The sequence below is a fragment of the Rhizobium sp. CF122 genome, from assembly GCF_000282035.1.
In the GTDB taxonomy this organism is placed as follows: Bacteria; Pseudomonadota; Alphaproteobacteria; order Rhizobiales; family Rhizobiaceae; genus Rhizobium.
Genome location: NZ_AKKA01000121.1, coordinates 57,687 through 80,577 on the forward strand (window position 1 = coordinate 57,687; position 22,891 = coordinate 80,577).

A 22,891-nucleotide genomic window follows, 5' to 3' on the forward strand; every position below is an offset into this window, starting at 1 on the left:
AAAATGTCAGAGGAGCTCCCTTCCACAGAAGGCAAGGCTCCCGTGTTCTGTTTACAGGTCAACCGGTCGGACGTTCCGCGTTCTGCCGGCATGTGCCGTTCCGGAAGGGTTCATCGTTCATGGTTCAGAGATTTCAATCCCTGTCCTTCAAGGTCATCGCTACCTTCATTCTGCTCACCGCGCTCTCGATTGCGGTCATCAACGTTCTCGCTTACTTCGCCAGCAGCCGTATTTCCGGCGAACAGGCCCTCAAGGCAAAGGAGAGCGTCCTGATCTTCCGCGGCGACATGCTGCAGGATCAGCTGAAGCAACTGGAAAACCAGGCAAACTCGATTGCGCGCATCGAAGCGCTGCAGATGTCGATCACGAGCCTGAAGAGCGGCTGGAAGACCATCGAGAAGACGTCGGGCGATACCCGCGCCGAATTGAAGAAGGTGTTCATTACCAACAATCCGAACCCGGCCGACCAGCGCGAGAAGCTGATGAAGCCGGAGGCGCCAAGCGGCTTCTACTATTCCAACCATGAGACGACGCAGAGCGAAGTGGCTCGGGACCTCGAAAACACCGCCTTCAGCGACCTGCTGATTGCCGATCTCGACGCGAACGTCCTCTACTCCTACAAGAAGAACGACGATTTCGCCGAAAACCTGAAGACCGATGCATGGAAGTCGACCGGCGCCGGTCTCGCCTTCGCCAAGGCGATCGAGAACACCGCGAAGGCGACGGATGATTCCGCCCCCACGGGCTTCTCCGGTCTTCGCGTCGATGCCGCAAGCGGCAAGTCGGCAATCTTCTATGCCGTGCCGATCGTCAAGCTCGGCGCCGCGAAGGGCGTGATGCTCTTCAAGGTGCGCGAAGACATCATTACCAGCATTCTCGCCAAGGGCATCGTGGCCGACAGCACGGCGCAGGCGGCAATCATCTCGGATGACGGCTCGGCGATTGGCGTCAAGGCGACCGGCCAGCTCGTGACGCTCGATACCGCGCCTTTCACATTCGCGAAGGACGCGTTGTCGGCAAAGGGCATGACGGTCGACGACTTCGATCGCGCCGATGGCTCGGCGCGAGCCTATGTCCGCGGCATCGATTATAAGGGTTCGCGCTTCCTCGTCGTGGAAAGCGTGCGCCTCAGCGAGCTTAACGCCGGCTCCTTGGAAATCGCCACTCTGCTGACGATGATCGCGTTCGGTGTCCTCGTCGTCATGGCCGTTGCGACGTGGGCAATCACCAAGTTGCTCTTCTCGCCGCTTGCTCGCCTTGCCGGCGCCACCCGCGATGTTGCCGATGGCAACCTCGAAGTCGAGATCGGTAGCCAAAACCGCGGCGACGAAATCGGCACGATGGCCAAGGCCTTGGCGCGGTTCAAGCAGTCGCTGGTCGAAAGCCGCGAGCTCGAAGCGGCCAGCAACGAAACGCGAGCGCGCGCGGAACGGGATCGCCAGCAACATATGGCCGAGCGCGAGGCTGAGGCCCGGACACTGCAGGAGGTCGTTCAAGCGATCGACGAGGGTCTGCACCATCTTGCCAATGGCGATCTTGCCTATCAGATCGAGACGCGCTTCCCGAACGAACTCGAAAGCCTTCGCGTCAATTTCAATGAAGCCTTGGCGGTGCTCAGCGAAACGATGACGGCAATCGGCGGCAACTCCATGGCGGTGCGTGCGGGCTCCGAGGAAATGCGCACCGGTGCCGATGAGCTGGCCGGCCGCACTGAGCGTCAGGCCGCCTCGATCACCGAGACTGCAAACGCCATCGATGCAATCACCCAGTCGGTCCGCGTTCAGATCGAGCGTGCCGAACAGGCCGAACGGATCGCCCGTGACGCCAAGCGGGAGACGACCGGCTCCAGCCAGATCATGCGCGAGACGGTTGCCGCGATGGAGGCGATCCAGGCCTCGTCGCGCCAGATCAATTCGATCATCGCCGTTATCGATGCGATTGCCTTCCAGACCAACCTTTTGGCGCTCAATGCCGGCGTCGAGGCAGCGCGCGCAGGCGAATCCGGCAAGGGCTTTGCAGTCGTCGCCATGGAAGTGCGTGAACTGGCGCAGCGTTCATCGAGCGCTGCAAAGGAGATCGCGAGCCTGCTGCAAAAGTCCACGCATGAGGTGGAAATGGGCGTATCCCTCGTCGAGCGTGCCGGCGACGCGCTGACCGGGATCGGCAGCCATGTCGAGGCGATCAACGGCCAGATCAGCGAGATCATGGAAACGACCCGCGAGGAAGCCGACACGCTGCGCCAGATCAACACGGCGGTATCCGAACTGGAGGCGATGACGCAGCAGAACGCTGCCATGGTCGAGGAAACAACGGCAGCGATTCACCGGCTAGCCACCGAAGCGGTCGAAATGGACCGTCAGCTGGCGAATTTTACGCTGACGCAGGTGCACCAGAGTGCCGAGGTGCACGTCCTTAGACGTCGGGCCTGAGCAGGGCGATTGGCAGAGTGAACGAAAGGGCCGGGAGACCGGCCCTCTTTCTTTTCCGAGTTGTTTGGAATGGGCGGCATCCAGACCTACATAAACCTGTCCTTTCAACGACCGACAGGCTTCGCCATGGTTCCCTTTTCCATTCTTGATCTCTCTCCCGTTCCAGAAGGCGGGACGATCCGCCAGTCGCTCGAGAGTTCGGCGCGCATGGCGCAGAAGGCCGAAGAATTCGGATACAGCCGTTTCTGGCTGGCGGAACATCATGGCATGCCGGGGATTGCCAGCGCGGCGACGGCTGTCGTGATCGGCCATGTCGGCGCCGCGACCAAGCGCATTCGTATCGGCTCGGGCGGCATCATGCTACCGAACCATTCGCCGTTGGTCATTGCCGAGCAATTCGGGACGCTGGAGGCGCTGTTCCCGGGCCGGGTCGATCTCGGTCTTGGCCGGGCGCCCGGCACCGACATGCGTACCGCACAGGCGCTGCGGCGCAATCTCGACGCCGGGGCGCAGAGCTTCCCGAACGATGTCGTCGAGTTGCAGCAGCTGCTTGGCGCGCCGATTGAGAACCAGGCGACCCTCGCTGTTCCAGGCATGAATTCCAATGTGCCGATCTGGCTGCTTGGCTCCAGCCTCTATAGCGCACAGCTCGCCGCGATGCTCGGGCTGCCCTATGCCTTCGCCTCGCACTTCGCGCCGGATTCGCTGCTCGATGCCATCGACATCTACCGCAGCCGATTCAAGCCGTCTGCCGTGCTCGACAAGCCCTATGTCATGGTCGGCGTCATGGGTTCAGTCGCCGCGACGGATGAGGAGGCGCAGTATCATTTCACCTCCGCCCAGCAGCAGTTCGTCAACCTGCGTCGCAACGTGCGCGGTCAGTTCCCGCGCCCGGTCGAGGATATGGAGAGCTTCTGGTCGCCGATGGAAAAGCTGACCGTGGAGCATACGCTTCGCTACGCCGTCGTCGGTTCGCAGAAGACGGCTGAAGCAAAGCTCACGCAGTTCCTGGCCGAGACGGAAGCCGACGAGGTCATCATTTCGATGCCGATCCATGACGTCGAGGCAAGATTGAAATCGGTCGAGCTTTTTGCTGGGCTCGGAAACTTCCTCCGCGCTGCGGCCTAATGTCGCGCATCCCGGGCGGTTCAGGTCCCACAGCCATTTGTGTGAATTGACTTAACGCAGCCGGACCATAGCTTTGCTTGATCACACATGTCGTTTGCACGACATTGTGGCGATACAAATGTGATGGACGGCGCACGCCGCAAATCGCGCGCGGTCGGTTTCGAGCAACCTTTGGAGGATCAGGCTTGCTATGCGTTACCGTGGTCTTGCTGTTTTGATTTCACTGATCTGTCTTCCCGCCTCGGCCGCCATTGCCCAAGAAGGCGATGCGGCGGCCGGGGAAACGGTATTCAAGAAGTGCGCGGTCTGTCATGTGGCGGATACCGACAAGAACAAGGTGGGTCCGTCGTTGAACCACCTGTTCGGCCGAACCGCCGGCACGCATCCGAATTTTGCCTATTCGCCCGCGATGAAGGCCGCAGGCACAGCCGGGTTGGTCTGGGATGAAAATTCGTTACGCGATTATCTTCACAACCCAAAGCTGAAGGTTAAGGGCACGAAGATGGTGTTCATCGGTCTGAAGGACGACGGCGAAATTCTCAATCTGATCGCCTATCTCAAGCAATTCTCGAAATAAAATCAGCTTATTGAAGCTTCGTCGACAGTCTGGCGAGGTTCCTCTCGTGCCATTGCCGTGATGTCCTGTTTATGAGATAGTCCTAACGTAAGTGCCGACGGATTGCGGGTAATTTCCGCGGCCGGCAGGGGCTTGGGAGGAACGCATGGTTGTCGTGCTGGTTCTCGTTCTGATCGTTGTCGGGTCGGTGGCATTCCACTTGTTCAGCCCGTGGTGGTGGACTCCGATCGCCTCGAACTGGAACTACATCGACAATACCATCATCATCACGTTCTGGATCACCGGTATCGTCTTCGTCGCCGTGATCTCTTTCATGGCCTATTGCATCTATCGTTTTCGGCATAAGCCCGGTAACCGGGCGGCCTACGAGCCGGAGAACAAGCGCCTGGAATGGTGGCTTGCCGGCAGCACGGCCCTTGGCGTGGGAGCGATGCTCGCGCCGGGCCTCGTCGTCTGGAACCAGTTCATCACCGTCCCGGCGGGAGCGGCAGAAGTCGAAGTCATCGGTCAGCAATGGCTGTGGAATTTCCGGTTGCCGGGCGCCGACGGTCAGCTGGGCAGGGCGGACAATCGTGCCGTTTCCGCCGACAACCCTCTCGGCGTGATCAGGAACGATCCAGCCGGCCTGGACGACATCATCATCGCAGGCGGCGAACTGCATCTCCCGATCGGCAAGCCGATCCGTGTCCACCTGCGCTCGATCGACGTGCTGCATGATTTCTATGTTCCGGAGTTCCGCGCCAAGATGGACATGATCCCAGGCTCGGTCACCTATTTCTGGTTCACGCCGACGCGAACGGGCACCTTCGAGGTGTTGTGCGCGGAGCTTTGCGGCGTTGCACATGCGCAGATGCGAGGAACGGTCGTCGTCGACGAGGCGGACGCCTATCAGGAGTGGCTGGCGCAGCAACAGACATTCTCGCAGCTGATGGCAGCGGTTGAACCGGCCGAGTAGGCCGGCGTCGCGGCCGAGGAGCGGCCGTGACGGGAGGAGGAAGGAAGGCATCCGATGGTTGATATTCCGACCAGTGCCGGCGACGTCATCCCGCCCGCCGAGGTCGCGGACGTCGAGCTCTATCATCCGAAGAGCTGGTGGACGAAGTATGTCTTCAGCCAGGATGCCAAGGTCATCGCCATCCAGTATTCCCTGACGGCGTTCGCCATTGGTTTCGTAGCGCTCGTTCTATCCTGGCTGATACGCCTGCAGCTCGGCTTTCCCGGCTATTTTTCCTTCATCGACGCGGATCATTATTACCAGTTCATCACCATGCACGGCATGATCATGGTGATCTATCTGCTGACGGCGCTCTTTCTCGGCGGCTTCGGGAACTACCTCATTCCGCTGATGGTCGGCGCGCGCGACATGGTGTTCCCCTATGCGAACATGCTGAGCTATTGGCTCTACCTGCTCGCCGTCATCGTGCTCGTCGCGGGCTTTTTCGCGCCGGGCGGTCCAACGGGTGCGGGCTGGACGCTCTATCCGCCGCAGGCATTGACATCAGGCACGCCGGGTGGGCGCGACTGGGGCATCATCCTGATGCTGTCGTCGCTCATCATCTTCATCATCGGCTTCACGATGGGCGGGCTGAACTACGTCGTCACCGTACTGCAGGGGCGGGCGCGCGGCATGACACTGATGCGGATGCCATTGACCGTCTGGGGCATTTTCACCGCGACCGTGATGGCGTTGCTTGCCTTTCCGGCGCTCTTCGTCGCGGCGGTCATGATGCTGTTTGATCGGCTGCTCGGCACCAGCTTCTTCATGCCGGCAATTGTCGAAATGGGCGAGCAACTCCCGTCGGACGGTGGAAGCCCGATCCTCTTCCAGCACCTCTTCTGGTTCTTCGGGCACCCCGAGGTCTATATCGTGGCGCTTCCCGCCTTCGGCATCGTCTCCGATCTTATCAGTACGCACGCGCGCAAGAACATTTTCGGCTACCGGATGATGGTCTGGGCGATCGTGATCATCGGAGCCCTGAGCTTCGTCGTCTGGGCGCACCACATGTATGTCAGCGGCATGAACCCGAACTTCGGATTCTTCTTTGCCACGACGACCCTGATCATAGCCGTGCCGACTGCGATCAAGGTCTACAACTGGGTGCTCACGCTGTGGCGAGGCGACATCCACCTGACACTGCCGATGCTGTTTGCCATCGCGTTCATTGTGACATTCGTCAATGGCGGTTTGACGGGACTGTTCCTTGGCAACGTCGTGGTCGACGTGCCGTTGTCCGATACGATGTTCGTGGTCGCGCACTTCCACATGGTGATGGGTGTGGCTCCCATCATGGTGGTCTTTGGCGCGATCTATCACTGGTATCCGAAGATCACCGGGCGGATGCTGGACGAGGTTCTCGGGAGGATCCATTTCTGGGTCACCTTCGTCGGCGCCTACGCGATCTTCTTCCCCATGCACTACGTTGGTCTCGTGGGTGTGCCGCGCCGCTATTTCGAGCTTGGCGACACGGTCTTCATTCCGCCGTCAGTGCATACGCTGAGCATGTTCATTTCGGTCGCCGCGCTTGTTGTCGGCGCGGCGCAGATGGTGTTCCTGTTCAATCTTGTTTGGAGCCTGTTCCACGGTCGCGAGGCCGGCGGCAACCCGTGGCGCGCGACGACGCTCGAATGGCAGACGCCTGAGACGCCGCCTGCTCATGGCAACTGGGGCAAGGATCTTCCGATCGTCTATCGCTGGGCCTACGATTACAGCGTACCCGGCGCTCCCGAAGACTTCATACCCCAGAACCAGCCGCCCATGGTCGGACTGTCGAGGGCGCCGGCATGACCGTCATCCTCGTCTTTCTCGCGGGAGTAGCCGCGATCATCATCTGGTGGCTCTCCGGGCAAAGGTTGATGTCGAAGCCATGGGCGGAGATCGGGACGCTTGACGACATCCAGGGCGCAGCGAGGCCGCCGATTCCCGTCGCCAAGTTCGGTCTCGGCATTTTTCTCGCGGTTGTCGGTGCACTCTTTTCTCTGTTGGCCAGCGCGTATCTTTCGCGAATGAGCGGCTCCGATTGGTGGGCGATCCCCATTCCGCGGCTTCTATGGGCAAATACAGCCATGCTGATCGGCAGCTGTGCAGCTCTGCAATGGGCTGTCGTCGAAGCGCGCCGCGGCGCCGACGAAGGCGTGCGACTGGGGCTCGACGTGGCGCTCGCCACCACGGTTCTTTTCCTCGCCGGGCAGATCGTGGCCTGGCTGCAGCTCGTCGCGGCGGGCTATCTGCTCGTCGACAATCCGGCGAACAGCTTCTTCTACATGCTGACCGGGCTGCATGGCCTCCACATTGTCGGCGGGTTGGCAGTGCTGGCGCGGACCAGAGTGAGATCGCGCGGAGCGGGCACCGCGACATCAGCCAGGCTGCGCCTCGGCATCGAGCTCTGCGCCACCTACTGGCATTTCATGCTCGTCGTTTGGCTGCTTCTCTTCGCACTCTTCACTGGCTTGGCGAACGACTTCGTCGATCTTTGCCGCCAACTCGTTTCCTAAGGGGTAGACGATGGCCGAATTGACCCGAATGGACACCGAAGATGTAGCCCTTCATCCCCCCGCAGGTCTGCGAGGGGTCGCGGCCGATTTTGCCTCGGACCAGCGGGCATTCAAGAACGTTTCCTGGGGTAAGGCCATGATGTGGATCTTTCTCCTCAGCGACACCTTCATCTTCGGCTGCTTCCTGCTCGCCTACATGACCGCGCGAATGTCGACTCCGGTGCCGTGGCCCAATCCAAGCGAAGTCTTTGCGCTTCATATCGGCGGGCAGGACGTTCCGCTGATCCTGATCGCGATCATGACCTTCGTTCTGATCAGCAGCAGTGGCACGATGGCCATGGCCGTCAACTTCGGTTATCGCCGTGAGCGCGGAAAAACGGCTGCCTTAATGCTTCTGACTGCAATACTTGGCGCCACATTTGTCGGAATGCAGGCCTTCGAATGGACGAAGCTCATCACCGAAGGCGTGCGCCCCTGGGAAAACCCATGGGGGGCGGCACAATTCGGATCATCCTTCTTCATGATCACCGGCTTTCACGGGACGCACGTGACCTTCGGCGTGATCTTCTTGCTGATTACCGCGCGCAAAGTCTTGCGCGGGGACTTCGATACCGGTCGGCGCGGCTTCTTCACCAGCCGCAAGGGCAATTATGAGATCGTCGAGATCATGGGCCTCTATTGGCACTTCGTCGACCTCGTCTGGGTCTTCATCTTCGCGTTTTTCTATCTGTGGTGAGGTCGCAATATGGCACAGGCACAAGCGCATTCCGGCCAACAGCATCCGATCCGGCTCTACCTCGTCGTCTGGGGATTGCTTTTCGTCCTCAGCACCTTTTCCTATCTCGTCGATTATCTCGGCATTCAGGGCTATCTGCGCTGGACGCTCATCATCGTCTTCATGATGCTGAAAGCGGGGCTGATCGTTGCCATCTTCATGCACATGGCATGGGAGCGGCTGGCGCTCGTCTACGCGATAATGTTGCCGCCGCTGCTCGTTCTGGTCTTCGTGGCGATGATGGCGTCCGAGTCGCACTACACGATCTTCACCCGGCTTGCCTTCCTCGGCGGCGCCGGTTCCTGACCGGCGCGCCGTGGCTAGGGATAACCAAGCTGTCACCGATCCATCGGATGTGAATGGACGGCCGAAAACAACAAAGCCGGCCACGTTTCCGTGACCGGCTTGCAGAAAAAATGGTGATTGGTCAAGCCGAAAGCTTGGCCAGAACTTCTTCGTCGACTTCGAAGTTCGAGTAGACGTTCTGGACGTCGTCATCGTCTTCGAGGCTGTCGATGAGCTTCAGCAGCGATTGCGCCTTTTCCTCGTCGACCGGCACGTTGTTCTGCGCACGCCAGACGGCCTTGACGGTCTCGGCTTCACCGAGAGAGCCTTCGAGGGCCTTGGCGACTTCACCGAGAGATTCGAAGGCGGTCGTGATGTAGTGGCCTTCTTCATCGGTTTCGACGTCGTCGGCACCGGCTTCGATGGCAGCTTCCATCACCCTGTCGGCATCGCCAGCGGCAAGCTTGTAGGTGATCTCGCCGACGTGATCGAAAGAGAAGGAAACCGAGCCGGTTTCGCCGAGTGCGCCGCCGGCCTTCGTAAAGATCGAACGGACGTTCGACGCGGTACGGTTGCGGTTGTCGGTCAGGGCTTCGACGATGATCGCCGTTCCGCCCGGGCCGTAACCTTCGTAGCGGACCTCATCGTAATTCTCGCTGTCGGCACCGGCTGCCTTTTTGATGGCGCGGTCGATATTGTCCTTCGGCATGGACTGGGCCTTGGCGTTCTGGATAGCCAGGCGCAGGCGGGCGTTCATCGTCGGGTCGGGCAGGCCGGCCTTGGCGGCAACGGTGATTTCGCGCGCGAGTTTGGAGAACATTTTCGACCGCACGGCATCCTGACGGCCCTTGCGATGCATGATGTTTTTAAACTGTGAATGGCCAGCCATGGCACCCCTGTTCACGTCCTATTGTCGGAATGGGCCGCCTTATAAGAGCGAAATGGGCGGTATTCAAGGGAAAACGGCTTCATTCTCCCGGGACTCGCTCGTCCGGAATTACGGAACAAAGCCCCGAAGCTGGCGTTTCAAAACACGGACCCTTGAAACGGAAGGAAGTGCTATGGCTAGTTTCAACGAGGCGCGGAAACACCCAGCACGTCAGCTCTGGGATCAGGTCAACGACATTCATGCCGGCATGCTCGGCGTGGACGGAGTGGACATGCATATGCAGCCAATGGCGCCACATGCCGATCCGAAGACCAATACGATCTGGTTCTACTCGAAATCGGACGCAGAAATCGCCCGTGCCATCAAGCCGGGCACCAGGGCACATTTCTGCGTCGTCGGAAAGCATCACGACTATCACGCTTGCCTTGCCGGCAAGATCGAGGTGCGGTCCGATCCGTCGAAGATCAATGAGTATTGGAATTCCGTCGTCGCCGCCTGGTATGAGGACGGCAAGAAGGATCCGAAGCTGACGATGCTAGTGATGCATGTTGACGACGCGGAGATCTGGGTCTCTACCGGCAGTAAGCTCAAATTCGGTTGGGAGATTGCCAAGGCCAATCTCGATGATGACAAGATGCCCGATGTCGGCATCCGGCAGCACTTGCAGTTCGCTTGAGAATACTAGACCCGGCGTGATCCCTAGCCCTAACTGGAATATGGAATACTTTCAGTCGCAAATATCTGTCGCGAAATTGGCGAAACAAATTCGGACATGATGGGGAACAGCTAGAAGTCGATTTGCTTTGCTCTAACAGGCGCTGTCCTTTACGGCAGATGGAAGCCATAGCTTGATCTGTTGATCCGTGAGGTTAGCACCACACAACATGGTCGCTACACGGCAGCCTTTCAGGGCAGATGCCTGCACAAGAATGGCCGCGAGCCCCGCCGCCCCGGCTGGCTCGACGAGACGCTCCCAAGTATCATGAGCAAACCGCATTGCGTCCAGAAGTTGATCATCATCAACGAGAACGACGTCATCGATAGTATCTTTAAGCCATTCGATCGCGGACGGCACGGGATTCCGGACGGCAATTCCATCGGCAATCGTGCGTGCCTCCGACGTCGAGATCACGTCACCCGCATTGTAGGACAGAGCCATGCATGGCGCACCCTTTGCGGCGACGGCGATGACCCTTGTTCGCGGTGATCGCGATTTGAACCAGCATCCTATTCCGGCCGCCAAAGCACCGTTTCCAAGCGGGATGAAAACGGCGTCGATGTTTTCGACGTTTTCAGTCAGTTCCGCCGCAATCGTTCCAGCCCCTTCCGCAATGGCTGCACTCGCGCCGTCCTCGACGAACTGCAGCTTCCGTTCGACGGCGTAGATTTTGGCAGCCTCCTTCGCAGCGTCAAAATCCTCCCCGGCGAGAAAGACCTCTGCCCCAAACCTGCGCATGGCCTCGATCTTCAGCGGATTGGCGTTTAGACTGGCAAAGACGATCAGAGGTCGCCCATGCCGCGCGGCATTATAAGCAAGCCCCTGACCGAAGTTCCCGGCCGATGCCGAGACCAGAGGAGTTCTCTCGTCGGCGAGATCGGCGAGAAAATATCCCGTACCTCGCCCCTTGAAGCTGCGGATCGGATTTTCCGTTTCGTCTTTGACGACTAGCGACAGCGCGAGCCTATCGGAACACAGCAAATCGGTGTTCAGAAAAATCGGATCGATGCGCTTGCGTGCGTCTTCGATGTTGATGGCTGAGAGAGGTGCTTGTTTTGTCATGGAGCGATGGTATGAATTTATGACGCGGGAAAATCGCGCCAATATCAAATTTATAGCGGATTTTCCGCGTAGAAGCTTGGTTATGCGCTGTGGACGATATTGACCGAACTATTCTTTCGATGCTGCAGGAGAATGCCGACATTCCCGGCAAGGTCATTGCTGATGCGGTCAATCTTTCTACCTCGGCCATCGAACGCCGAATCAGCAAATTGAAGCAGGATGGGATCATCGAGAGGATCGTGGCGGTGGTCAGTCCGAAAGCCGTCGATCGCACCCTGTCCGTTCTGGTCGAGCTTGAAATCCAGAACGAACATCGACACACGCTGCAACAATTCCAGCGATGGTTGGACCGTGCGCCTGAAGTTCAGTCATGCTGGTATGTGACCGGCGATATGGATTATGTGCTGCTTGTAGCCGTCCGCAACCTTGAGGAATATAACAACTTCATTGAGCGACTTATGAGTGAACAACAAGCGCTCGTGCGAAAATACAAGAGCCTGATCGCACTCAAAACGGTCAAGCACGGCCTGGGACTTCCCGTCATTGAATGAAAAGGCCTTTTACTGGCGTGGCCTATGTAGCGATCTTGTCGAAAGGGGTTGGGGCGATCCAGGTCTTTTAATGCATGCCTTTCGCCACATAGATCAGCGGCTTTTTCGGCAAGGTGCGCAGCGACACGGTGATCGTGTTCGTCGGTGCGTAGCTGATATCGAAATCGGGTCCGAACATCGACAGGAAGCTTTGCAGCGGCCTCGGCTGGTGCATCGGCAGGATGAGAGAGGCGCGCAGCCGCTTGATGACCCGGCTCATGCTGTCCGAACCCATCGTCAGGCCACCATCCACCGGAACCATCACGACATCCAGTCTGCCGATCTCCGTGTAGTGGGTTTCCGTCAGTTCGTAATGCAGATGGCCGAGATGACCGATGCAGAGACCGGCCACCTCGAAGATGAAGATCGAGTTCCCATCCTGCTGCGGCGCGCCGAAACCGCCCCTGATATCGGTAGTGACGTTGCGGATGTAGGTGTCGCCGACCACGAGGTTTACCTTCGCCTTTTCCCCTGGCACGTCGCTCCATCCATGAAGCACGTATTTAATGGCCGGGTCGGTCACCAAACTATAATGCGAGGAATGGGCGCGATTCATGGTGACGACCATCGGAACGTGCGGCGGCGAATACCAGCCGCTGTAGTCGGTCGCGATCGTTACGCCGCCCGGCGTTTCGATAAGGAAGGTGGAATGTCCGATGTAGGTCAACGTGACCGATTGGTCGGCAGCGCCGGCGCCAGCAATCGGTGCTGGGCCCGTGAAACTGGCAAAAGTCGCTTGCGGGATCGATTGGGCGATGGCCTGGCACTGGCTGACGTTTCTTCGTTCCTCCTGGGCCGCGGCTGCCTCCGCGGCGACCAAGACCATCAGGCAGGCGATTGCGAAGACAAGAAAACGCGGCGTCATGCCACTTCCTCCAGCGCTCTCACGGTAAGCTCGGGAGGATGCGGCAAGGCGCCGCAGCGGTCCAGTTGAAATCCCGAGCCACTGCTCACTTTTGCGTCATGGCGCGAGGCTGCCTGAACTAACGCCAAAACTCCGGAATGGTTTCGGCGAGCCGAGGACCGAGGCGCAGCGGCGCGATCTTTTCCGCGAGGCCGGTCGCATCCGATATCTCGACGCCGACGCCACAGATGGTGGCCGGGCCGGTCGCCGCCTCCATGCGGCCTTTCGGCATTTTGGAGATGAAACGGTTCAGCGGCTCCTCCTTGTCCATGCCGAGGGAGGAATCGTAGTCACCACACATGCCTGCGTCGGACATGTAGGCGGTGCCGCCGTTCAGGATCTGATGATCGGCCGTCGGGACATGGGTGTGCGTACCGACGACGAAGCTGGCGCGGCCGTCGACGAAATGGCCGAAGCACTGCTTCTCGCTGGTCGCTTCGGCGTGAAAGTCGAAAATGATTGCATCCGCCTGCTCCTTGAGAGGGCAGGCATCCAGGATCGTCTCGGCGGATTTGAAGGGATCGTCGAGTTCGGGATGCATGAAAACGCGGCCCATGACATTTGCGACAAGCACGCGTGCACCGTTGCGGGCATAAAAAAGCCCCGAGCCGCGCCCCGGCGTGCCCTGCGGGTAGTTGGCCGGTCGCAGGAACTGGTCATGACGTCCGGCAAAGGCGACGGCTTCCTTCTGATCCCAGACGTGGTTGCCCGTCGTGACGACATCGGCGCCCGCGTTGATCGTCTCGAGGAAGATATCCTCGGTGATGCCGAAACCGCCTGCAGCGTTCTCGCCGTTGACGACGACGAAATCGAGCTTCAGGTCAGAAATGAGGCCGGGGAGACGGTTCCAGACGGCGGTGCGTCCGGTCTTACCCACCATGTCACCCAGAAAAAGCAGTCGCATTGCTATCCAATCCAAGAGGCAAAAAAGCGCAGCCCGCTTTCTGTCAGGAGGGCGTCCAGGCTGACGTCGTGCGGCTCGTCGGGCACATGTGCCACTTCCTGGCAGTCGAATGCAATGCCGATCAGTTTCGGATGCAGGCCTTTTTGCCGCAAACGCTCGATGGCGCGGTCATAATGGCCGGCGCCATAGCCGATGCGGTGGCCGCGATTGTCGAAAGCGGAGAGAGGCACCAGCATGATCTCGGGATCGAGCACGGCGGCGTCCGCGGGCGGACCCGAGGTACCGAAGCCGGTGCTGACCAGTGGGACGCCGCGCACCAGCTCGCGAAAGACAATCGTCTGCTTGTCGAGGATGGCGGGTACGCAAAGCCGTGCTCCACGCGTCTGGAACCGTGCCATAAGCGGCCGGATATCCGCTTCGGAGCGGATCGGCAGGAAGCCGGACACGGTCGTCCCGGGCTCGAATGCGACGGCCTCGCCGGCATGCTCGGCCATGGCAAGGCTCATCTCGATGCGAGTATCTTCCGGGATCGCGTCGCGCAGTGCGAGCCGTCCGGTACGCATTTCGGTTTTCAATTCTCTCGGGGTCATGCGGTCCATCGCGCTGTTTTCAGCAGACGATAAAGGTCTTGCCGATCATTTCAACGGGTCAATGCGACCTTTGACCGCCTGCCTGAGTCGATCAGGTCAAATCGTGATACTGGTTGGTCTGACTGAGGCGCCGGCCTGTGCCTCAAGCGGATAGGCGTCCGTGCCCGATCCCTGCTGGCCGGTTCTTGCGCGCAGTTCGCGCATCGCCTTGTCCATCAGCTGCCGGACTTCTTGCAGGATGGCCTTGAACTCTTCCATCGTCTTGCGATCTTCGGTCGAGATACCGGCAGATGCCTGCCTTCCATCTTCGATCACGCTTTGGTAGGCATTGCGTGCGGCGGTTGCGCCATCGGGTACGTCTGTCTGCTCCGCGCTACCGTCGGAGCTATCCGAAGAAGCCGTTTCGGTTGTCGCCGACGCATAGGTCGTAGCGTCTGTCGCGCTCGCCCCGGTATCGGCGGTTGCAACGGTGGCATTGGCTGCAGATGCGGGGGGCGTCGCGCTGGCAGCGACAGCCGAGGCAAACTCCGCCGCAGCGGCGCTGATCTTGTGAGCAAGTTCGGCCGCAAGCCGGGCGACGACCTCTGGCGGGTAGCCGCCGCTCTTCAGCATTTCGAGCTGCTGCTTGGCTTCCTCAAGCTTGCGTGCGGCACGGACTTTCGCGGCTTCGGCCGATGTCGTCATGCTTTCGCGCAGGCTTTCCTGCGCCTTTGCCGAATTCTGCAATATCTTCAGTCGCGCGCTGGTGCCGTCGGCCGGCGTATTGAGATTATCGGCCGAGTAGGTGTTGCGCAGGATGTTGAGCGCTGATGCGGAACCGACTTGCATACTATCCTCCGGATTGCACTATCCGTGGCAGTCTGCAACTTCAGGCTTGCGTGGGCCTGTGCGCCGTTACCTGCCGCCTATGTGCCCGTGGCCAGCGCATGGATCGTTTCATTAAACAGGGGCATGCCCCCAGGCAACCAACCGAGCGCGCGGATTTTCGCCGTGTCCATCGGTGTGAGCAGCGATTTGTCGGCGGGGAGCGGCAGCCTGTTCAGGCAATCGTGCTCCCATCGAATGGGTTCCAGGATGTCCCAGGTATCCAGCGCCACGTCGGACACGTTGAAGGTCTCGCCGGAGATACGCGGGGGGTCTGTTTCCAACATGAGCCGCACCGCTTTGCCGACGTCTTTTCCGTGGACCTCGGTGCCGGCACGTGAAGGCAAGGGACGACCAGCGAGGTAATCTCCGATCAGCTTGTCCCATTTGCCGGGTCGAAGGTCGCCGTAGACGCCGGTCAATCGGAGACTGGCCGTTGCGAAACCCGGCGCTGCAAGATGTGCCAGACTGCGTTCGGCATCCAGTTTGACCTGACCATAAAGGGTCTCCGGCTTGTCAAGCATCCCTTCTTTCAGCGTGGTTCCAGGCGCGTGCTCTCCATAGGCGGCACGGCTGGAAATGAAGATGCAACGCCGCGTGCCGGCGCGTTTTGCCGCTTCGAAAAGCCGGACGCTGCCGTCCAGATTGAAGCGCTTGAACGTCTCCGGGTCGTTACCCTCCCCACCGCGGTATTTGCCGGGCACGTGGTGGAAGGCGGCGTGAACGAAAAAATAGGCGTCGTCGAAGGCTTCGATATGATCGTGGGCCGGATCGAGCGAGAGCGGGGCGAACTCGACCGGGCGCGAAAAGAAGCGTGGCAGCGGCGCGTGGCGGCCGCCGATGATCACGGTATAGCCGCCGGCGAGCAGTTCTTCGACGATGTAGCGTCCGACGAAACCCGTTCCGCCCGATACCAGTACCTTCATGCCGCCTCTTTGGGGTTGGCCATTGCCGAGATATCCGGCGGATCATCGCCGGCATAGAACGCGTGCCACAGGTCGATCAGCGGCCGCAGTTTCTCGGCCTTCGGATGATTCGCCTCCCATGGCTTCTCGTACTGGTAGTGCAGGACGGAAATGCTCTGCCAGTCCCAAAGCCGAGGCATGGTGAACCATACATATTGGAGCATGTTGAAATAGACCGGCAGGCCGTGCCAATCCGGGAAAAAATCCTGCAGGAAGGTCTGGTCCGTCCGCTTCCAGAACATGCCTGGCTTATCCAGTCGCTCCAGCATGCGCTGAAACGTGGCTTCGGACGGTTGCGCGACGAAGACGCCGGAATTCAGTCGGTGGAAGTCTGCAAGAGATTCGTAGACATTCGGGGCGGCCGAAAACTCCGGATAGCGAAAGAGCTTGTCGATGTTGCGCAGCACGATCGCATCGGCATCGATGAAGACGCAGCTGGTGTACTCGGTCAGCTGCCAGAGGCGCAGCTTGCAGAAGTTGTCGAGCGGCGAGTGAAACTCCGGCTTGCGTCCCTTCGTGAAGGGGGCCGCGGCGTGCAGATTGGATCGAGCATGGCGCTCATTGAACTCGACTGACAGCGGCATATGCTTGACCGGCACCAGGCGGCAGTCGAGCTGCAGGAGCGGGGCAAGACTGGCCAGCTCAGCGCCTGGCGTATGGAGGATGACGATGTCGGCAGGGGTGTCGGTTCGGCGCAACGACGCCGCGAGCGCCTTGGCACCCATGGCGTAGTCGTTGTTGGTGACGAGGGTGACGTAGGCGTGCCGCAGGGACTCACTCATGAAACGGACTTCAGCCTCTTGCCTTCCGGATCGTGGTTGATCGTGGCGGCAATGTCTTTCGTCCAGGCGGAAACGGCGGGCACGCGCGACCGATCGACGCGATAGCTAAACTTCTTGGCGACGTCGACGATTTCACTGAGAAGCCCCGCCCGCAGGGTGATCGGATCGAGGCCAAGATTACGGAACTTCTCGTTCTTGACGATGAGCTCATTCTCCGGCGCCTCCTTGCGCGGGTTCGGCAGCCAGGCGATCTCGGCACCACTCATCTTGGCGATCATTTCCGCCAGATCGCGCACGCGATGCGTCTCCGTCATCTGGTTGAAGATGTCGACACGGGCGCCGCGGGCTGGCGGATTGTTCAACGCCAGCTCGATGCAGCGTACGGAATCCTGGATGTGGATGAAGGCGCGGGTCTGGCCGCCGGTGCCGTGAACGGTCAGCGGGTATCCAATCGCCGCCTGGATCAGGAACCGGTTCAGCACGGTGCCGTAGTCGCCATCATAGTCGAAGCGATTGATGAGTTGGGCGTGCCGGCGCGTCTGCTCGGTGTGCGTGCCCCAGACAATCCCCTGGTGCAGGTCCGTGATGCGCAGACCGTCGTTCTTGGCGTAGAAATGGAAAAGCAACTGATCCAGGCACTTGGTCATGTGATAGATCGAGCCGGGATTGGAGGGATAGAGGATTTCCTGGCTGACGGTCTCGCCATCCGCCGTCTCGATGCCAACGGGCAGATAGCCCTCGGGGATCGCCGCCCCGACCGTCGAATAGCCGTAGACGCCCATCGTACCGAGGTGGATCAGATGCGCGTCGAGCTGGAGTTCGACGAGCGCATTCAGGAGGTTATGGGTGGCGTTGACGTTGTTGTTGACGGTGTAGTTCTTGTGGCGGTCGCTCTTCATGGAGTAGGGGGCGGCACGCTGCTCAGCGAAATGAATGACGGCATCCGGACGGTTTTCGGCCAGCCACTTCTTCAGGAGCTCGTAGTCCTTGGCGAGATCGATCAGGTTGAAGTGAACGCGCCGGCCAGTTTCGGCGTGCCAAATGCGCGTGCGCTCCTGGATCGAGTCCATCGGCGTCAGCGACTGGACCCCGAGTTCGGTGTCGATCCACCGTCGCGAGAGATTGTCGAGGATATGAATGTCGTGTCCCGCGTCGGAGAGATGCAATGATGTCGGCCAGCCGATGAATCCGTCTCCGCCCATCACTGCAATCTTCATCGCGTCGTCTCCTGCTTGATTGTCTCTGTCAAAAAATACTTAGGAAGCGTGACAATTGTTCAATGCTTGCAAGGCGGAAAGTCTTCCGCCAAAGAGGGCGCGTGACTTTGGAGAAAATTATGGCGGACAACGGTTTTTCGATTTCGGGTGAACTCACGGAAACGGGTCACCGGCTCCTGCAGCGCGTCTATTACGAGGACACGGATTTTTCCGGCCTCGTCTACCATGCTCGCTATCTGCACTTCCTCGAGCGCGGCCGCACCGATTACCTCCGTTGTCTCGGCGTCGAGCAGCGCGAACTCATCAATTCGGACGAGGAGGGGCTTGTCTTCGTCGTCCACCGCATGGAGATCGACTTCAAGCAACCGGCGCGGATGGATGACATCCTGATGGTGCTGACCCACACCGAAAAAGCGGGTGGCGCCAAGATGGTCCTCAATCAGGAAATCCGGCGCGGCGAAACGCTGCTGATCGCCGCCAAGGTGATCATCGCCGTCATCAACGCCAATGCGAGGCCGCGACGACTGCCCGAAGCGCTTGCCGAGAAATTTCTGGAAGGCAGCAAGCCGCTCCGTGGACCGTGAGCCTTTGCGGCCGCAGCGCGTCCCGCCGTTTCAACATCGTTTGCCTGCGGCGATTCGCGCAGGTTAATCGCGAAGCGATGAAAAGACGCTGGATTCCGGCCTTGCATAAACATGAGTTTTGTGTGAAGGAATTCGCGCGCTGGAAGATAAGCGCTGTTGTGGTCATCGACCTAGATCTGACCAAGTAATCCAAGGGATAAATCTTTCGCCGATAGTTTCGCTGTCATGATCCGGCGCTAACGAACTGTTAACCATAATAGTGTCTTACTCGGATTGTCAGAGTTTGTGCGGTGCACGCCTTCCTTTGACCAAATTTGACGGCAAGGAAGGCGGATAAGAGCTTGGAAGCTTGACCAGGGCTTTGGGCGGCGGCCGCCAGACACTTCTTGCGAGATCACTTTGTGCCGCCCGGTCAAGTACCGGGCGTTTGGATTCGGGGATTTTGGATCAATGGAACAAGTAGGATTGGCAGCAGCAACGGCCGACGTCAGCCTCTGGTCGCTGTTTATGCAGGCAGGTCTCGTCGTCAAGCTGGTCATGCTCGGGCTCATCGCAGCCTCGGTCTGGACCTGGGCGATTGTCATCGACAAGTATCTGGCTTACGGCCGCGCGCGGCGCCAGTTCGACAAGTTCGAGCAGGTGTTCTGGTCGGGTCAGTCGCTGGAAGAGCTTTATCGGACGCTGTCGGAACGCAACAACACCGGCCTTGCCTCGATCTTCGTCTCTGCCATGCGCGAATGGAAGAAGTCGTTCGAGCGCGGCGCGCGCTCCCCGATCGGTCTGCAGATGCGTATCGACCGCGCCATGGACGTCACGCTCGCTCGTGAATCCGAATTCCTCTCAGCCCGTCTCGGCTCGCTGGCGACAATCGGTTCTGCCGGTCCGTTCATCGGCCTCTTCGGTACGGTCGTCGGTATCATGACCTCGTTCCAGGCGATCGCCGGCTCGAAGTCGACGAACCTCGCGGTCGTTGCCCCTGGTATCGCGGAAGCGCTGCTCGCAACCGCAATCGGCCTTGTTGCCGCTATCCCAGCCGTTATCGCCTACAACAAGTTCACTGCCGATGCCGGCAAGCTCTCTGCTCGCATGGAAGGCTTCGCGGATGAATTTTCTGCCATCCTTTCGCGCCAGATCGACGAGAAACTGCAGCCGCGTCAGGCCGCGCAGTAATCGACGGGAACGGAGTCAACGATATGGGTATGGGTGCTCCAAGCGGTGGCGGTAGCGGCAGTGGCCGCGGTGGTCGTCGTCGCGGTGGCCACAGAGGTGGTGCCATCTCCGAAATCAACGTGACGCCGCTCGTCGACGTTATGCTCGTGCTTTTGATCATCTTCATGGTCGCCGCACCGATGATGACCGTCGGCGTGCCGGTCGATCTGCCGGAAACGCAGGCGAAGGCGCTGAATTCCGAAACGCAGCCGATCACGATCTCGGTCAAGAATGACGGCCAGGTCTTCCTGCAGGAAACGCCGATCCCGGCCGAGGAGATTGCCGCGAAGCTCGAGGCGATCGCAACGACCGGCTACAATGAGCGCATCTTCGTTCGCGGCGACGCGACCGCGCCTTATGGCGTGATCGCCGACGTCATGGCCCGCATCCAGGGTGCCGGCTACAAGAACATCGGTCTCGTGACGCAGCAGAAGAAGGACCAATAGCAAACGCTATGAAGGCCAGTATCGTCACATCTGCGGCTCTGCACTGTGCACTGCTTGCCTGGGCACTGATCTCGATCGGCTCCCCGGAGCAGTTCAAAGTCGAGGATTTCGAGGCGATGCCCGTCGATCTCGTGCCTGTCGAAGAGATGTCGCAGCTGCAGCAGGGTGACAAGACGGCGCCCCCGAAGGAAAAGGCGGCGCCGAAGCCGACGACCAAGCCGGCGACAGTCGATAACGCGGAAAACATGGGCGATAACAATATCGACCTCAAGACGCCGCCGGTCCCGAACGCCAAGCCCAGCAACAATGAGAGCGCTGCTGCCCCGAAGGCGGCCGAAAAGCCTCTTCCGCAGAACGATCCCGTGCCCAACGAGGTGAAGGAGATCATGAAGGAGGAGACGGACGTCGAGCCGAAGCAGGTCGCTTCCATCACGCCGCCGAAGCCGGAAATCACCCCGCCGACCCCGACGCCGCCGAAGGCTGAGGAACCGCCGCAGGAACAGGCCGAGCCGCCGAAGCCGGACGCTGAGGCGCTGCCGGACAAGGTTCCGACTCCGGTCGTGAAGCCGCAGCCAAAACCACCGGAACAGAAGCCAGCCGAAAAGCCCCCGGAAAAGAAAACCGAGGACCAGGCGACGGCCGACGACAAGCCGACGGACAAGAAGAAGGCTGAGAAGAAGCAGGAGAAGGCCAAGTCTGCCTCTTCCAAGCAGAGCGATTTCAACGCTGACGATATTGCGGCTCTGCTGAACAAGCAGGATCCTTCTTCCGGCGGCGCCAAGCGCTCGACAGAAGTTGCGTCGCTCGGTGCAAAGAAGACCACGAGCGGCTCCAAGCTCTCGATGAGTGAGATGGACGCGCTGCGCAGCGCGATTGCCGGCAACTGGTCGGTTATCCCCGGGATGGAAGGCGCAAGCGAAGTTCGCATCAAGGTCCACATGAAGCTAGACCCTGATGGCAACATCATCGGCTCACCCGAGGTTGAAGCGACCGGCGGCACAAACGAGGCGACGCGGATGGCGTTGGCAAGCGGTGCCAAGCGCGCCGTCATGAAGTCGTCGCCCTTCACGAACCTTCCGAAAGACAAATATGACGCCTGGGGCGAAGTTATCGTCAACTTCGATCCTAGCGATCTAGCCCTTTAAAATGCTGAAAGGCTTGTCCTCCATGACCAAGTGTTCCCTCATCCGCGCCTTGATGGTCGCCGTCGGCATGATAACCACTGCGGTTGTCGCCACGCCGGCGAACGCGCTTGTCGAAATCAACATCAACAAGGGTAACGTCGAGCCGCTGCCGATCGCGATCACTGATTTCCTGCAGGGTGACATGGGCGCGCAGGTATCGCAGGTTATCGCTGCCGATCTCCAGCGCTCCGGCCTCTTCGCGCCGATCAACAAGAACGCCTTCATCGAGAAGATCTCCAACCCGGATGCCGCTCCGCGCTTCGAGGACTGGAAGGTCATTAATGCACAGGCCCTCGTCACCGGTCGCGTGACGCAGGAAAGCGACGGCCGCCTCCGCGCCGAGTTCCGCCTCTGGGATACGTTTGCCGGCACGCAGATGACCGGTCAGCAGTTCTATACGCAGCCGGAGAACTGGCGCCGCGTAGCCCATATTATCGCCGATGCGATCTACAAGCAGATCACCGGCGAGGAGGGCTACTTCGATACCCGCGTCGTCTTCGTGTCCGAATCCGGCACCAAGCAGGATCGCAAGCGTCAGCTCGCCATCATGGACCAGGATGGCTTCAACGTCCGCATGTTGACGAACGGCAGCGACCTCGTTCTGACGCCGCGCTTCTCGCCGAACCGTCAGGAAGTCACATACATGTCCTTCGCCAACCAGCAGCCGCGGGTCTACCTGCTGCAGCTTGAGACGGGACAGCGCGAGGTCGTCGGCAACTTTCCGGGCATGACCTTCTCGCCGCGCTTCTCGCCCGATGGCCAGAAGGTCGTGATGAGCCTGCAGCAGGAAGGCAACGCCAATATCTACACGATGGACCTGCGTTCGCGCACCACGACGCGCCTGACCTCGACAGCCGCGATCGATACGTCGCCGTCCTATTCGCCGGATGGCGGGCGCATCGTGTTCGAAAGCGACCGCGGCGGCAAGCAGCAGATCTACGTCATGAACGCCGACGGCTCCGGCCAGACGCGCATCTCCTTCGGTGACGGCAACTACTCCACGCCGGTCTGGTCTCCGCGCGGCGATCTGATTGCCTTCACCAAGCAGTCGGGTGGCAAGTTCTCGATCGGTGTGATGAAGCCGGACGGTTCGGGCGAGCGCATCCTGACGACGGGCTTCCACAACGAAGGCCCGACCTGGGCGCCGAATGGCCGCGTCATCATGTTCTTCCGCCAGGCGGCGGGTGCCGGTGGTCCGCAGCTCTACTCGATCGATCTGACAGGCTACAACGAGCAACTCATCAAGACCCCGACCTACGCTTCGGACCCAGCCTGGTCGCCGCTTCTCGAGTAGTAA

General features: G+C 59.9%; 24 protein-coding genes. 15 read left to right on the top strand and 9 right to left on the bottom strand.

Features of this window, described 5'->3' with window-relative positions:
- The first annotated feature begins 119 nt into the window (after window positions 1-119).
- The 8 genes from PMI09_RS28610 to PMI09_RS28645 all read left to right on the top strand — a co-directional run bounded on the left by PMI09_RS28610 (window position 120) and on the right by PMI09_RS28645 (window position 8,707).
- On the top strand, window positions 120-2,429 hold the full coding sequence (locus tag PMI09_RS28610) for a methyl-accepting chemotaxis protein (RefSeq protein WP_007802587.1): 2,310 nt from the start codon (window positions 120-122) through the stop codon (window positions 2,427-2,429).
- Between the two features lie 126 nt (window positions 2,430-2,555).
- The gene (locus PMI09_RS28615; RefSeq protein WP_037084471.1) at window positions 2,556-3,557 is read left to right on the top strand and encodes an LLM class flavin-dependent oxidoreductase; all 1,002 of its coding nucleotides are present in this window, start codon (window positions 2,556-2,558) and stop codon (window positions 3,555-3,557) included.
- A 190-nt stretch (window positions 3,558-3,747) separates the two neighbouring features.
- Window positions 3,748-4,134 (top strand): c-type cytochrome, encoded by a 387-nt coding sequence (locus PMI09_RS28620; RefSeq protein ID WP_007802591.1) that lies wholly within the window; start codon window positions 3,748-3,750, stop codon window positions 4,132-4,134.
- A gap of 145 nt (window positions 4,135-4,279) precedes the next feature.
- A complete protein-coding gene (locus PMI09_RS28625) occupies window positions 4,280-5,089 on the top strand; it encodes a cytochrome c oxidase subunit II (protein ID WP_007802594.1) in 810 nt (269 codons plus the stop codon).
- 54 nt (window positions 5,090-5,143) lie between these two features.
- Entirely contained in the window at window positions 5,144-6,919 is a 1,776-nt protein-coding gene (locus tag PMI09_RS28630; protein ID WP_007802596.1) for a cbb3-type cytochrome c oxidase subunit I, read from the top strand.
- Window positions 6,916-7,626, top strand: coding sequence for a cytochrome c oxidase subunit 3 (locus tag PMI09_RS28635; RefSeq protein WP_007802599.1), 711 nt, complete (start codon window positions 6,916-6,918; stop codon window positions 7,624-7,626). The genes PMI09_RS28630 and PMI09_RS28635 overlap by 4 nt, the downstream gene beginning before the upstream one ends.
- A gap of 10 nt (window positions 7,627-7,636) precedes the next feature.
- Entirely contained in the window at window positions 7,637-8,362 is a 726-nt protein-coding gene (locus PMI09_RS28640) for a heme-copper oxidase subunit III family protein (RefSeq protein WP_007802601.1), read from the top strand.
- Between the two features lie 9 nt (window positions 8,363-8,371).
- A complete protein-coding gene (locus PMI09_RS28645; protein WP_007802603.1) occupies window positions 8,372-8,707 on the top strand; it encodes a cytochrome C oxidase subunit IV family protein in 336 nt (111 codons plus the stop codon).
- Window positions 8,708-8,828: 121 nt separating this feature from the next.
- Here PMI09_RS28645 and PMI09_RS28650 read toward each other — a convergent pair whose 3' ends face one another.
- Window positions 8,829-9,575 carry a YebC/PmpR family DNA-binding transcriptional regulator gene (locus PMI09_RS28650; RefSeq protein ID WP_007802605.1) on the bottom strand — a complete coding sequence of 249 codons (747 nt, stop codon included), beginning with the start codon at window positions 9,573-9,575 and terminating at the stop codon, window positions 8,829-8,831.
- Window positions 9,576-9,747: 172 nt separating this feature from the next.
- On the opposite strand from PMI09_RS28650, the gene PMI09_RS28655 reads away from it, so the two are divergent.
- Window positions 9,748-10,251: a pyridoxamine 5'-phosphate oxidase family protein gene (locus PMI09_RS28655; RefSeq protein WP_007802607.1), complete on the top strand. Its 504-nt coding sequence runs from the start codon at window positions 9,748-9,750 to the stop codon at window positions 10,249-10,251.
- A gap of 132 nt (window positions 10,252-10,383) precedes the next feature.
- Here the strand turns inward: PMI09_RS28655 and PMI09_RS28660 are convergent, their stop codons facing one another.
- Entirely contained in the window at window positions 10,384-11,355 is a 972-nt protein-coding gene (locus tag PMI09_RS28660) for a threonine ammonia-lyase (protein ID WP_007802610.1), read from the bottom strand.
- A gap of 89 nt (window positions 11,356-11,444) precedes the next feature.
- Here PMI09_RS28660 and PMI09_RS28665 point away from each other — a divergent pair, with 89 nt between their 5' ends.
- Window positions 11,445-11,906: an Lrp/AsnC family transcriptional regulator gene (locus PMI09_RS28665; protein ID WP_081499127.1), complete on the top strand. Its 462-nt coding sequence runs from the start codon at window positions 11,445-11,447 to the stop codon at window positions 11,904-11,906.
- A 67-nt stretch (window positions 11,907-11,973) separates the two neighbouring features.
- Here the strand turns inward: PMI09_RS28665 and PMI09_RS28670 are convergent, their stop codons facing one another.
- From PMI09_RS28670 to PMI09_RS28700, 7 genes are all read right to left on the bottom strand, one after another.
- A complete protein-coding gene (locus PMI09_RS28670) occupies window positions 11,974-12,810 on the bottom strand; it encodes an MBL fold metallo-hydrolase (protein WP_007802614.1) in 837 nt (278 codons plus the stop codon).
- Window positions 12,811-12,928: 118 nt separating this feature from the next.
- The gene (locus tag PMI09_RS28675; RefSeq protein WP_007802617.1) at window positions 12,929-13,753 is read right to left on the bottom strand and encodes a TIGR00282 family metallophosphoesterase; all 825 of its coding nucleotides are present in this window, start codon (window positions 13,751-13,753) and stop codon (window positions 12,929-12,931) included.
- 2 nt (window positions 13,754-13,755) lie between these two features.
- A complete protein-coding gene (locus PMI09_RS28680; RefSeq protein ID WP_037084472.1) occupies window positions 13,756-14,343 on the bottom strand; it encodes a 5-formyltetrahydrofolate cyclo-ligase in 588 nt (195 codons plus the stop codon).
- A gap of 96 nt (window positions 14,344-14,439) precedes the next feature.
- Window positions 14,440-15,171, bottom strand: a complete 732-nt coding sequence (locus tag PMI09_RS28685; protein WP_007802622.1) for a hypothetical protein — start codon at window positions 15,169-15,171, stop codon at window positions 14,440-14,442.
- A gap of 77 nt (window positions 15,172-15,248) precedes the next feature.
- Window positions 15,249-16,133 carry an NAD-dependent epimerase/dehydratase family protein gene (locus PMI09_RS28690; RefSeq protein ID WP_007802624.1) on the bottom strand — a complete coding sequence of 295 codons (885 nt, stop codon included), beginning with the start codon at window positions 16,131-16,133 and terminating at the stop codon, window positions 15,249-15,251.
- Complete coding sequence (locus PMI09_RS28695; protein WP_007802626.1) at window positions 16,130-16,954, bottom strand: glycosyltransferase; 825 nt, start codon at window positions 16,952-16,954, stop codon at window positions 16,130-16,132. The genes PMI09_RS28690 and PMI09_RS28695 overlap by 4 nt, the downstream gene beginning before the upstream one ends.
- A complete protein-coding gene (locus PMI09_RS28700) occupies window positions 16,951-18,171 on the bottom strand; it encodes an NAD-dependent epimerase/dehydratase family protein (RefSeq protein WP_007802627.1) in 1,221 nt (406 codons plus the stop codon). The genes PMI09_RS28695 and PMI09_RS28700 overlap by 4 nt, the downstream gene beginning before the upstream one ends.
- A 119-nt stretch (window positions 18,172-18,290) precedes the next feature.
- On the opposite strand from PMI09_RS28700, the gene ybgC reads away from it, so the two are divergent.
- From ybgC to tolB, 5 genes are all read left to right on the top strand, one after another.
- Window positions 18,291-18,755, top strand: a complete 465-nt coding sequence (ybgC, locus tag PMI09_RS28705) for a tol-pal system-associated acyl-CoA thioesterase (RefSeq protein WP_007802629.1) — start codon at window positions 18,291-18,293, stop codon at window positions 18,753-18,755.
- A 450-nt stretch (window positions 18,756-19,205) separates the two neighbouring features.
- The gene (gene tolQ, locus PMI09_RS28715) at window positions 19,206-19,925 is read left to right on the top strand and encodes a protein TolQ (RefSeq protein WP_007802632.1); all 720 of its coding nucleotides are present in this window, start codon (window positions 19,206-19,208) and stop codon (window positions 19,923-19,925) included.
- 29 nt (window positions 19,926-19,954) lie between these two features.
- Window positions 19,955-20,410 (top strand): protein TolR, encoded by a 456-nt coding sequence (gene tolR, locus PMI09_RS28720; RefSeq protein ID WP_037084461.1) that lies wholly within the window; start codon window positions 19,955-19,957, stop codon window positions 20,408-20,410.
- Window positions 20,411-20,418: 8 nt separating this feature from the next.
- Window positions 20,419-21,555, top strand: a complete 1,137-nt coding sequence (locus tag PMI09_RS28725; RefSeq protein WP_007802635.1) for a hypothetical protein — start codon at window positions 20,419-20,421, stop codon at window positions 21,553-21,555.
- A 22-nt stretch (window positions 21,556-21,577) separates the two neighbouring features.
- A complete protein-coding gene (gene tolB, locus PMI09_RS28730) occupies window positions 21,578-22,888 on the top strand; it encodes a Tol-Pal system beta propeller repeat protein TolB (RefSeq protein ID WP_007802637.1) in 1,311 nt (436 codons plus the stop codon).
- Window positions 22,889-22,891 lie beyond the last annotated feature (3 nt).

Bases quoted from the DNA above. Each gene is read 5' to 3' on its own strand.
- PMI09_RS28690 (WP_007802624.1), bottom strand. From the start codon at position 16,133: ATGAAGGTACTGGTATCGGGCGGAACGGGTTTCGTCGGACGCTACATC.
- PMI09_RS28640 (WP_007802601.1), top strand. From the start codon at position 7,637: ATGGCCGAATTGACCCGAATGGACACCGAAGATGTAGCCCTTCATCCC.
- PMI09_RS28655 (WP_007802607.1), top strand. From the start codon at position 9,748: ATGGCTAGTTTCAACGAGGCGCGGAAACACCCAGCACGTCAGCTCTGG.
- PMI09_RS28670 (WP_007802614.1), bottom strand. From the start codon at position 12,810: ATGACGCCGCGTTTTCTTGTCTTCGCAATCGCCTGCCTGATGGTCTTG.
- PMI09_RS28645 (WP_007802603.1), top strand. From the start codon at position 8,372: ATGGCACAGGCACAAGCGCATTCCGGCCAACAGCATCCGATCCGGCTC.
- PMI09_RS28680 (WP_037084472.1), bottom strand. From the start codon at position 14,343: ATGACCCCGAGAGAATTGAAAACCGAAATGCGTACCGGACGGCTCGCA.
- PMI09_RS28625 (WP_007802594.1), top strand. From the start codon at position 4,280: ATGGTTGTCGTGCTGGTTCTCGTTCTGATCGTTGTCGGGTCGGTGGCA.
- PMI09_RS28700 (WP_007802627.1), bottom strand. From the start codon at position 18,171: ATGAAGATTGCAGTGATGGGCGGAGACGGATTCATCGGCTGGCCGACA.
- PMI09_RS28695 (WP_007802626.1), bottom strand. From the start codon at position 16,954: ATGAGTGAGTCCCTGCGGCACGCCTACGTCACCCTCGTCACCAACAAC.
- tolR (WP_037084461.1), top strand. From the start codon at position 19,955: ATGGGTGCTCCAAGCGGTGGCGGTAGCGGCAGTGGCCGCGGTGGTCGT.
- tolQ (WP_007802632.1), top strand. From the start codon at position 19,206: ATGGAACAAGTAGGATTGGCAGCAGCAACGGCCGACGTCAGCCTCTGG.
- PMI09_RS28615 (WP_037084471.1), top strand. From the start codon at position 2,556: ATGGTTCCCTTTTCCATTCTTGATCTCTCTCCCGTTCCAGAAGGCGGG.
- PMI09_RS28675 (WP_007802617.1), bottom strand. From the start codon at position 13,753: ATGCGACTGCTTTTTCTGGGTGACATGGTGGGTAAGACCGGACGCACC.
- PMI09_RS28610 (WP_007802587.1), top strand. From the start codon at position 120: ATGGTTCAGAGATTTCAATCCCTGTCCTTCAAGGTCATCGCTACCTTC.
- ybgC (WP_007802629.1), top strand. From the start codon at position 18,291: ATGGCGGACAACGGTTTTTCGATTTCGGGTGAACTCACGGAAACGGGT.
- PMI09_RS28620 (WP_007802591.1), top strand. From the start codon at position 3,748: ATGCGTTACCGTGGTCTTGCTGTTTTGATTTCACTGATCTGTCTTCCC.
- PMI09_RS28635 (WP_007802599.1), top strand. From the start codon at position 6,916: ATGACCGTCATCCTCGTCTTTCTCGCGGGAGTAGCCGCGATCATCATC.
- PMI09_RS28630 (WP_007802596.1), top strand. From the start codon at position 5,144: ATGGTTGATATTCCGACCAGTGCCGGCGACGTCATCCCGCCCGCCGAG.
- PMI09_RS28725 (WP_007802635.1), top strand. From the start codon at position 20,419: ATGAAGGCCAGTATCGTCACATCTGCGGCTCTGCACTGTGCACTGCTT.
- PMI09_RS28650 (WP_007802605.1), bottom strand. From the start codon at position 9,575: ATGGCTGGCCATTCACAGTTTAAAAACATCATGCATCGCAAGGGCCGT.
- PMI09_RS28685 (WP_007802622.1), bottom strand. From the start codon at position 15,171: ATGCAAGTCGGTTCCGCATCAGCGCTCAACATCCTGCGCAACACCTAC.
- tolB (WP_007802637.1), top strand. From the start codon at position 21,578: ATGACCAAGTGTTCCCTCATCCGCGCCTTGATGGTCGCCGTCGGCATG.
- PMI09_RS28660 (WP_007802610.1), bottom strand. From the start codon at position 11,355: ATGACAAAACAAGCACCTCTCTCAGCCATCAACATCGAAGACGCACGC.